The sequence below is a fragment of the Streptomyces sp. NH27 genome, assembly GCF_056859195.1.
Genome location: NZ_JACEGK010000357.1, coordinates 1 through 8,220, shown reverse-complemented (window position 1 = coordinate 8,220; position 8,220 = coordinate 1). Strand labels below are relative to the sequence as shown.

The following is an 8,220-nucleotide window of genomic DNA, read 5'->3' as shown; positions in this document are numbered from 1 at the left end:
GTGGCGGGGCCGGCCGCGCCGGCGACGGGCCTGGGCTCGGGCGGCCGGATGCGGCAGGAGGTCTACCGGGACCCGCGGCCGCTGGACGACTGGCAACGCGAGCCCTCCGGCCGGGTGTTCGTGCACCTGGCGACGGCGTCGCAGTGGCGGGAGATCACCGGGAAGCCGGCGCCCGCCTCGCCGGTGGACCGGGCAGCGTACGCCTCGGCGGGGCTGCCGTGGTTCGAGTTCTACGACGCGGACGCGGCGGACATGGCGGCGCCCGCGCCGCCGGCACAGGTGCAGGTGCGGCCGGACGGCGACATCGGCGGGTGTTCCGGCCGGTGAGCCGGCCGGCGACATCAGGGGCCGGGCGTGCACAGGAGCGCTGGGGCACCTGCGCGACCAGCCCCCACCGGAAGTTGATCCCGGAACCGGCAGGACGGGGCAGCCGGGCGGGTCCGGGCCCCTACTTCCGCTCCCACGGCCGCGTGGCATCACCGCCGCGGCCGAACTGATCGACCATCGTGAACAGCTTGTCGGAGAACCCGCCGATCTCGTACCGGTTCGACGTGGCCTTGTCGAGCGCCGTGGGGGCGTACCCCGCGGTGTTCACGGCGAGCATCGGCACCACCGGGGGCACCGACGTGGAGACGGTCAGGCCGCACGCACCGAAACCGGGATGCGCGAGCGCCTGCATGTCGGAGAAGAGCATCACCCGGTCGTGCCGCCGGTCGGAGGACTTGCCGGGAGCGCCGCACCTACGCGGGTTCGGCGAGCCGCGCCGCGACCTGCTCGGCGACGTGGTCGGGCACGCCGGCTCCCGACGCCTGCCGGGGCACTGCGAGCCGGTTGCGCCGAGGGCGAATCCGCGCACGGCGAAACGCCCTGGTCCGACCGGCGCGGGCGGCCGTAGCGTCGCGGCATGACAGGAAGAGCGTTCGTCCTCGGAGCATCAGGGCAGATCGGTCGGCAGGCGGTCCACGCGCTCGCCTCGGACGGCTGGCAGGTGACGGCGGCGTCGCGGGGCGGCGGGGCCGATACGGGGTGGCCGCCCGGGGTCCGCACGGTCCGGGTGGACCGCGCCGACACCGCCGCGCTGGCCGCGGCGCTGGGTGACGGCTGCGATGTGCTGCTGGACTGCGTCGCCTACGATGCCGACCACGCACGGCAGTTGGTGTCGCTGGCCGACCGGATCGGCTCGGCGGTGGTGATCTCCAGCGCCGCCGTCTACAAGGACGAGCAGGGCCGCAGTTTCGACACCCAGGACGAGCCGGACGGCGCGCCGCGCTACCCGCTGCCGGTGCCGGAGAGCTGGTCGACGATCGACGCGGGTCCGGCGACGTACGGCACCCGCAAGGTGGAGTTGGAGCAGACGCTGCTCGCGGCGGGCGACCGGCTGCCCAGCACGCTGCTGCGGGCCGGTGCGATCCATGGCACGCACAGCCCGCTGCCGCGCGAACTGTACTTCGTGAAGCGGGTGTTGGACGGCCGCACGGTGCGGGTGCTGCCGTACGGCGGCAACAGCCGCTTCCACCCGGTACACACCTCGAACATCGCCGAGCTGGTCCGGCTGGCCGCGCGCAGGCCCGGCTCGCGGGTGCTGAACGCGGGCGACCCGCAGGTGCCGACCGTCGCGGAGATCGGTGCCGCGATCGACGCGGTGCTGGGCATTACCACCGAGACCGTGCTCGTCGACGGCCCGCCCCCGGCGCCGACCGTGGGCGACCACCCGTGGGCGCTGCCGCACCCGGTGGTGATGGACATGTCCGCCGCCGAACGGGAGTTGGGCTACCGCGCCGTCACCACGTACGAGGACTCGCTGCCGGAGACGGTGGCCTGGCTGGTGGAGGCGCTGGAGGAGCGGAGCTGGCAGGAGCAGTTCCCACTGACCGCCCGGTTGTCGGACGAGGGCGGCGACTGGTTCGACTACGCGGCGGAGAACGCCTGGCTGGCGAACCGGAGTTGAGCGCGCCGATCAGCGGCGCGGGGATGCGAGGCAGGCGGGCCCTCCGTCGGCGGCCCGGGACACCCGGGCTGCCGGCGGCCGCGCGTTCACGACTCGCGGCCGGTGTCGCCACCGCTGTCGCGGCCCATGCGACGGTCCATGTGGCGGCCCATGTGCTCCATACGCGCCTCCATGTGCCGGCTGATGTGCTCCATGCGCTCTTCCATGTGGCCGCCCATGTGGTGGCCGATCCACCGGGCCCACTTCGAGCCGCGCATCACCCGGACATGGCCGAACACCGAACGCCCGGTGATCCGCACCACCGGACCGTCGCCTTCCTTGCCCTCCCGGCGCCCGATCTGGGACCGCTTCCCGAACAGCGCCGACCCGGTGTCGTAGACGTCGGCGTTGTCCGGGACCAGGATCTCGATCTTGCCGAAGAACGACCCGGCCTCGATCACCACCTCGCGGCGGGTGAACATCGCCTGCCGCAGGTCGATCACGATCGCGCCGAAGCGGGCGCGGGCGACGGTGTACGGCGGCACCGGCCACTGCCCCGAGCGCCGCACCTTGGCGAACAGCGCCTCGATGGGTGCGCTGTCACCCGGCGCGGCCGGGGACGCGCCGGGCGTGAGGGCGGGCAAGTCGGCCGTGATCGGGGCGAGTTCGCCGCGGGTGCGCGCCGCGTAGACCGCTTCCAGCCGCTCCGCGTGCTCGCCGACGTCGATCCGTCCGACGGCCAGCGCGTCGCCGAGGAGTGCGGCGGTGTGATCCCGCTCGTCGTCCGAGACCCGCACGTGCGCGTCGTCGGCCTTACCGTCCGACTCGTGCGACTGCCGTGGCGACCGTTCGGACACGAGGCGACCTCCTGGGGGGCGGAACGGAACACGGTTCACGCTATATCGCGTCTTGCAGGCGGTGCAAGGCGGCGGCCCGCCCTACCGCGTTGCGGCCGAAAGTGCGCGTTGCCGGCCCCCCGCCCGGCCCGGGACATCCGATAACGGATCGCGCGGGGAAGGCTCTTGACCGTACCGTGCCGGAACATGAGCGCACGACTGCGGAACATCGCCCGCGAGAACGAACGGATCGTGGCCGAGGGCGGCTACGACCTGGGGGGCGGCCGATGGGTGGACCTGGCCGAGTCGGTGGCGCGGGCCGCCGACGGCACGAAGATCTACGGGCCGGAGCCGGTCGAGGTGCCGGCAACGCCACGCCGTGGCTCCGGCACCCGCTGCACGGTCACGCCGGAGAGCAGCACCCAGGCGGCCCGACGGCTGGTGGCCGAGGGCGGCGGCGCGGTCGCGGTGCTCAACTTCGCGTCCGCCCGCAACCCCGGCGGCGGCTACGCCAACGGAGCCCAGGCGCAGGAGGAGGCGCTGTGCCGCGCCTCCGCGCTGTACCACTGCCTGCTGCGCGCCCCGGAGTTCTACGCCCACCACCGCGAGGTCCGCGACACCTTCTACAGCGACCGGGTCATCCACTCCCCCGGCGTACCCGTCTTCCGCGCCGACTCGGGCACGCTGCTCGCGGAGCCCTGCCTCGCGGGTTTCCTCACCTCCCCGGCGCCGAACGCGGGCGTGATCGCGCGTACGATGCCCGAGCGGGTACGGGAGGTCGGGCCGGCCCTGGCGGCGCGCGCCGAGCGCGTGTTGGAGGTGGCCGCCGCGAACGGCTACCGGCGTCTGGTGCTCGGGGCATGGGGCTGCGGGGTGTTCCGCAACGACCCGGCCGTGGTGGCGGGCGCTTTCGCGGCGCTGCTCGGCCCGGGCGGACGGTTCGCCGACGCGGTGGACGAGGCGGTCTTCGCCGTGCTGGACCGGCGCGGGGATTCTCCCGCCCGGGCGGCGTTCACGGCGGTGTTCGCAACGGACACGGCGGAGGTACCCGCCGCACCCGATGCCCGGAACGCGCCGCGCACGGCGGACGTACCGCACCCGCGGCACACGACCGGAACACGAGCATAGTGAGCGGGGCCATGAGCGAGCAGAACACGCAGGAGCAGGGCGCGCAGCAGCCGGGCACGCACGAGCCGGGCGTCGGGTCCGAGACCCAGGCGACACACGAGACCCACGAGACGTACGACCGGTTGATCGCGCTGCTGGACGGGCAGGGCGCGCAGTACCGCTCCCTCGACCACGAACCGGAGGGCGCCACCGAGGTGGTGAGCGCGCTGCGCGGCAACTCCCTTGCGCAGGCCGCGAAGTGCATCGTGGTGATGGTGAAGGTGGGCAAGAAGGTGACGCGTTACGTGCTCGCGGTGGTGCCGGGCGACCGGCGGGTGGACCTGGGCGCGGTGAAGGCGCTGCTGTCGGGCACGTACGTGTCGTTCGCGTCGCGGGACATCGCCGAGCGGCTGGCGGGAAGCGTGAGCGGCACGGTGCTGCCGTTCTCCTTCGACGAGAAGCTGGAACTGGTCGTCGACCCGGGGCTGTTGGTCCACGACGAGATCTTCTTCAACGCGGCCCGGCTGGACCGCTCGCTGGCGCTGAGCACGAAGGACTACGTACGGGTGGCCGCACCGCGTACCGAACCGATCGCGGCGGAGCAACCGGCCGAGTAGCCGGCCGCGGGCTGACGGCTCCGACGCGTCGGGCGGCTCGCGCGGATCGGGCGGATCGGGCAGCTCGCGTGGATCGGGCGGTCAACTGGCCGGGAGCCGACGCAGGTAGCCGTCGAGCAGGTTGCGCAGGTGGTGGCCGTCCGGGGCGATCGCGGTGACGAGCAGGGCGGGGCCGGCGAGGGGGGTGAGGGCCGCGCGGCCGTACTCCGCGGGCACGTCGGCGAGTTCGGCGTCGCGCTCGCCCAGGTCCGGTGCTACCAGGAGGAGTTGGCCGACCGCCCGGGTGGCCGCCGAGCACCGCAGGGCCGTCCCATCCGGGTGTGGCGCCCGGGCCGAAGGACAGTTCCTGGTCGAGCAGTTGGCGCCCTTCGAGTCCGGCGAGGCGGGCGGAGAGGCGGCCACTCGGCTCGTCGTGGCGGCCGAGGATCTACTCCTCGCGCAGCACCAGCCGTGCGCCCGGGGCGAGTTGGACCCGGGTGGTCATGCGAGCCCCGCCGACGCGGCGGCGAGACCGAGTACGACCGGCTGGTGCGCGCCGCGCGGGCGGGCCGCGGTCAGTTCGTCCAGCGCGGGAGCGGGCCACACGGCCCGTGCGGCCCGCAGGAGTTGGCAGCCCAACCGCCGGGAGACCGCACGCAGAGCCGCGGAGGGCGTGCGCGCGCCGGCCGCCTCGTCGAGACCGAGCGGATCGGCCCCGGCGGTCGCCGCCGCGGCCAGTGCGGCGGCGACCAGTCCTGTGGTGTGCAACCGGCCCCTGCAGAAGTCCGTGAGCGTACCCGCGTCGCGTACTCTCCCCTCGGCCACGGCGGCTTCCACCCCGCCCGACTGGGCGTGGCCGCCCGCCGGGAGGCGGCCGTCGGCGAGCAGCAGCAGTGCGGCGCGCACGCCGGGATCGTCGTGGCCTGATTCTGTCGCCATCATGCCTCAGAAGAGGAAGTGCCGCTGGGCCATGGGAAGTTCGACGGCGGGCGCGGGTGCCACGACTTCCCCGTCGATCCGCACCGTGAACGTGTCCGCGTCGACCTCGACCCGGGGCAGCGCGTCGTTCTCCCGCAGGTCGGCCTTGGCGACGGCGCGGGTGCTGCGGGTCGCGGTGAACTGCTTGGCCAGGCCGAGCCGTTCGGGCAGCGCGTCGTCGATGGCCGCCTGGGTCACGAAGTTGATGGAGTTCGCGGCGGGCGCGGCGCCGGCCCCGCCGAACATGGGCCGGGGCAGTACGGGTTGCGGGGTGGGGATCCAGCCGTTGGCGTCGCCCATCTGCGCGTAGGCGATCTGGCCGCCCTTGATGACCAGTTGCGGCTTGATCCCGAAGAACGCCGGCTGCCACAGCACCAGACCGGCGAGCTTGCCCGCTTCCACCGAACCGGTCTCCGCGTCGAGGCCCTGGGCGATGGCGGGGTTGATCGTGTACTTGGCGACGTAGCGGCGGGCGCGGTGGTCGTCGGCGGCGCCGTCGCCGGGCAGCGCCGGGTCGGCCTCGGCGAAGTGGTGGTGGGAGCCGACCTGCACGGGCCGGTCGGCGGCGTTGAGCGCGGTGAGGCAGGTGACCGGGCGGCCGACGTTGAGCGGCACGGTGTCGGCGGCGGGCAGGATCTCTCCGGGAATCACGGGCGCCGCCGCCCGGCCACGTCGGCAGCCACATGGATCAGCAGCCACTCCTGCTCATGGGGGGCAACCGCACAACCGCGCCTCGCAGTCTTCGGGCCCGTGAGGTTACGACCTGGGGGGTAATAGGGAGTGGATCAGGGAGCGGCGTCATAGGGCTTCGGATCCAAGGCGGAGGAGGGAGGCGACGCTGGGGGCACTCCCCCTGGCTTCGCCGGGGGCACCCCCACCCACGCCGCAGGCTGTGGGGGAATCGTCGACCGACGACAACGCCGCAGGCGGAGTCGCAGGGCGGCGCGAGCCCGCTCCCTATTACCCCCCAGGTCGTTAGTTCGGCGCGGTTTCAGCCGCGTTGACGGCTGCTACGGGCGACGGTCGCCCGGCTGCGGGCCGCGGTGCTCGGCTGCGATGCCGAACCGGTGGCTTTCGCCCTTGGCGGACGCGCGGCCGCCCAGCGTGGAGACCGTACTGATCACCTGCTCCTCCGCCTGCTCGTCGAGCTCCCGCAGTCGTTGCAGGTCAGCGGCGGAGACCAGGCCGACCAAGGGCTTGCCGTGCCGGGTCAGCACCACCTGCTCGCCGCCGTAGACCACGCGGTTGATCAATTCGGCGAGCTGCGCGCGCGCTTGTGTCACCGGGACGTCATGGGTCATGCTCCCCATCATAACGAGATGTACGTCCTGTACATTTTGACCTGACGGCCTTGATGTCGTGACTGATGCCCGCGCCGGCCCCGGAAACGGAGCCCGAGCCGGCGGGCGGAGACGCGGCACCGACGGAGGTGTGCGATGCCCGACCACACGACGCCCATGCCACCCGCAACCCCCAGGACGTCCCTGACGCACCTGGCGTCCACTTCCCCCCTGACGCCCACGGCCCGCTACGTCCTGCCCGAGTTCACCGAGCGCAGCAGCAACGGCGTCCGCACGATGGACCCCTACTCCAAGCTGCTCCAGGAGCGCATCGTCTTCCTGGGCACGCAGATCGACGACACCTCGGCCAACGACGTGATGGCCCAACTCATCCATCTGGAAAGCGCTTCCCCCGACCAGGACATCAACATCTACATCAACTCCCCCGGCGGCTCGTACTCGTCGATGACCGCCATCTACGACACGATGCAGTTCGTCACCTGCGACGTGGCGACGGTGTGCATCGGGCAGGCCGCATCGGCGGCCGCGGTACTGCTGGCGGCGGGCGCACCGGGCAAGCGGATGATCACACCGGGGGCGCGCGTCCTCATCCACCAGCCCTCGCTCGGCGACGTGGTGCAGGGCGACGTCTCGGACCTGGAGATCCAGGCCCGCGAAATGCTCCGCACCCGCGACCAGTTGGAGGCCCTGCTGGTCCAACACACCGGTCAGCCGGCGGAGCGGGTGACCGCCGACCTCGAACGCGACAAGATCTTCGACGCGGAGGCGGCGGTCGCGTACGGGCTGGCGGACATGCTGACCACCAGCCGCAAGGCCGGCGCCGGCCCGCGCGGCACGGGCTCGCGGTGAGCCGCCGTGGCGCCCGAACTCCCGCCGCTGCCCGCCCTCACCCGCTCCGAGGGCGAACTCGTCGACTGCTACCTGGAACTGGTCGACCTGCTGGGCCGGATCAACCCCTCCCGCAGTACTGACACCTACGCGGCGTTGCGGGCGGCGCAGGCACTCGTCAGCCGCGCGTTGGCGATGCGGGACGCGCTCACGGTGATGCACCTGCGCGGTGAGACGGACCTGCACCACGCCACGCTCGGCCGCGCCCTGCGGGTGCTGGACGGGGAGCGGCGGGCGGCACGGGTCGCGGTACCGCCCGACCCGGCAGCAGGTCCGGCGGCATAGGCCGTTCGCCCCGTACGGACCGACCAGCCGGGACGAACCGGACGGACCGGACGGCCGGGACGGCCGGGACGGACCGGACGGCCGGGACGGACCGGACGGCCAGGACGGGCCGGGCGGGACCGCACTCCCCTGGGCGAGCCCGCCCACCATCACCGCGTGTCACCGTTTTGCGCGAGACGACCACCCGTCTCATCAGTCCATTGGCGTATCGGAAGTTCTAGTGGCAAACGGGTGCGCGATTGCGCGTGTCGGCTGGACTACGGCTTTGCCCATAACGGTCGGCGCAGTTCAGGGGGTACGAC

Annotated in this window: 8 protein-coding genes and 5 pseudogenes; 6 read left to right on the top strand and 7 right to left on the bottom strand. The window is 73.1% G+C overall.

The window, feature by feature from the left end:
• Positions 1 to 327, top strand: a pseudogene (locus tag AC13HU_RS25570) (hypothetical protein); the annotation flags it as partial.
• A gap of 121 nt (positions 328 to 448) precedes the next feature.
• On the opposite strand, the gene AC13HU_RS25565 reads toward AC13HU_RS25570, so the two are convergent.
• Positions 449 to 694 (bottom strand): hypothetical protein, encoded by a 246-nt coding sequence (locus AC13HU_RS25565; RefSeq protein WP_483044293.1) that lies wholly within the window; start codon positions 692 to 694, stop codon positions 449 to 451.
• Positions 695 to 904: 210 nt separating this feature from the next.
• Here AC13HU_RS25565 and AC13HU_RS25560 point away from each other — a divergent pair, with 210 nt between their 5' ends.
• A complete protein-coding gene (locus AC13HU_RS25560) occupies positions 905 to 1,948 on the top strand; it encodes an NAD-dependent epimerase/dehydratase family protein (RefSeq protein WP_483044292.1) in 1,044 nt (347 codons plus the stop codon).
• Between the two features lie 86 nt (positions 1,949 to 2,034).
• Here the strand turns inward: AC13HU_RS25560 and AC13HU_RS25555 are convergent, their stop codons facing one another.
• Positions 2,035 to 2,784, bottom strand: a complete 750-nt coding sequence (locus AC13HU_RS25555) for a DUF1707 SHOCT-like domain-containing protein (protein ID WP_483044291.1) — start codon at positions 2,782 to 2,784, stop codon at positions 2,035 to 2,037.
• 186 nt (positions 2,785 to 2,970) lie between these two features.
• Between AC13HU_RS25555 and AC13HU_RS25550 the strand changes: the two genes are divergently transcribed.
• Positions 2,971 to 3,891 (top strand): TIGR02452 family protein, encoded by a 921-nt coding sequence (locus AC13HU_RS25550; RefSeq protein WP_483044290.1) that lies wholly within the window; start codon positions 2,971 to 2,973, stop codon positions 3,889 to 3,891.
• Between the two features lie 11 nt (positions 3,892 to 3,902).
• Positions 3,903 to 4,487, top strand: coding sequence for a YbaK/EbsC family protein (locus AC13HU_RS25545; RefSeq protein ID WP_483044289.1), 585 nt, complete (start codon positions 3,903 to 3,905; stop codon positions 4,485 to 4,487).
• 81 nt (positions 4,488 to 4,568) lie between these two features.
• On the opposite strand, the pseudogene AC13HU_RS25540 reads toward AC13HU_RS25545, so the two are convergent.
• The 5 genes and pseudogenes from AC13HU_RS25540 to AC13HU_RS25520 all read right to left on the bottom strand — a co-directional run.
• Positions 4,569 to 4,974: pseudogene (locus tag AC13HU_RS25540) on the bottom strand (urease accessory protein UreD); the annotation flags it as partial.
• A pseudogene (locus AC13HU_RS25535) lies at positions 4,974 to 5,405 on the bottom strand (urease accessory protein UreF); the annotation flags it as partial. The pseudogenes AC13HU_RS25535 and AC13HU_RS25540, both read right to left, overlap by 1 nt.
• Before the next feature lie 6 nt (positions 5,406 to 5,411).
• Positions 5,412 to 5,954, bottom strand: a pseudogene (locus tag AC13HU_RS25530) (amidohydrolase family protein); the annotation flags it as partial.
• A gap of 3 nt (positions 5,955 to 5,957) precedes the next feature.
• Positions 5,958 to 6,095 (bottom strand): annotated as a pseudogene (locus AC13HU_RS25525) (urease subunit beta); the annotation flags it as partial.
• A 359-nt stretch (positions 6,096 to 6,454) separates the two neighbouring features.
• A complete protein-coding gene (locus AC13HU_RS25520; RefSeq protein WP_483044288.1) occupies positions 6,455 to 6,745 on the bottom strand; it encodes a type II toxin-antitoxin system Phd/YefM family antitoxin in 291 nt (96 codons plus the stop codon).
• A gap of 156 nt (positions 6,746 to 6,901) precedes the next feature.
• Here AC13HU_RS25520 and AC13HU_RS25515 point away from each other — a divergent pair, with 156 nt between their 5' ends.
• Both AC13HU_RS25515 and AC13HU_RS25510 read left to right on the top strand, forming a co-directional pair.
• Positions 6,902 to 7,594, top strand: a complete 693-nt coding sequence (locus AC13HU_RS25515) for an ATP-dependent Clp protease proteolytic subunit (RefSeq protein WP_483044287.1) — start codon at positions 6,902 to 6,904, stop codon at positions 7,592 to 7,594.
• 6 nt (positions 7,595 to 7,600) lie between these two features.
• Positions 7,601 to 7,918, top strand: a complete 318-nt coding sequence (locus tag AC13HU_RS25510) for a hypothetical protein (protein ID WP_483044286.1) — start codon at positions 7,601 to 7,603, stop codon at positions 7,916 to 7,918.
• The last annotated feature ends 302 nt before the right edge of the window (positions 7,919 to 8,220 follow it).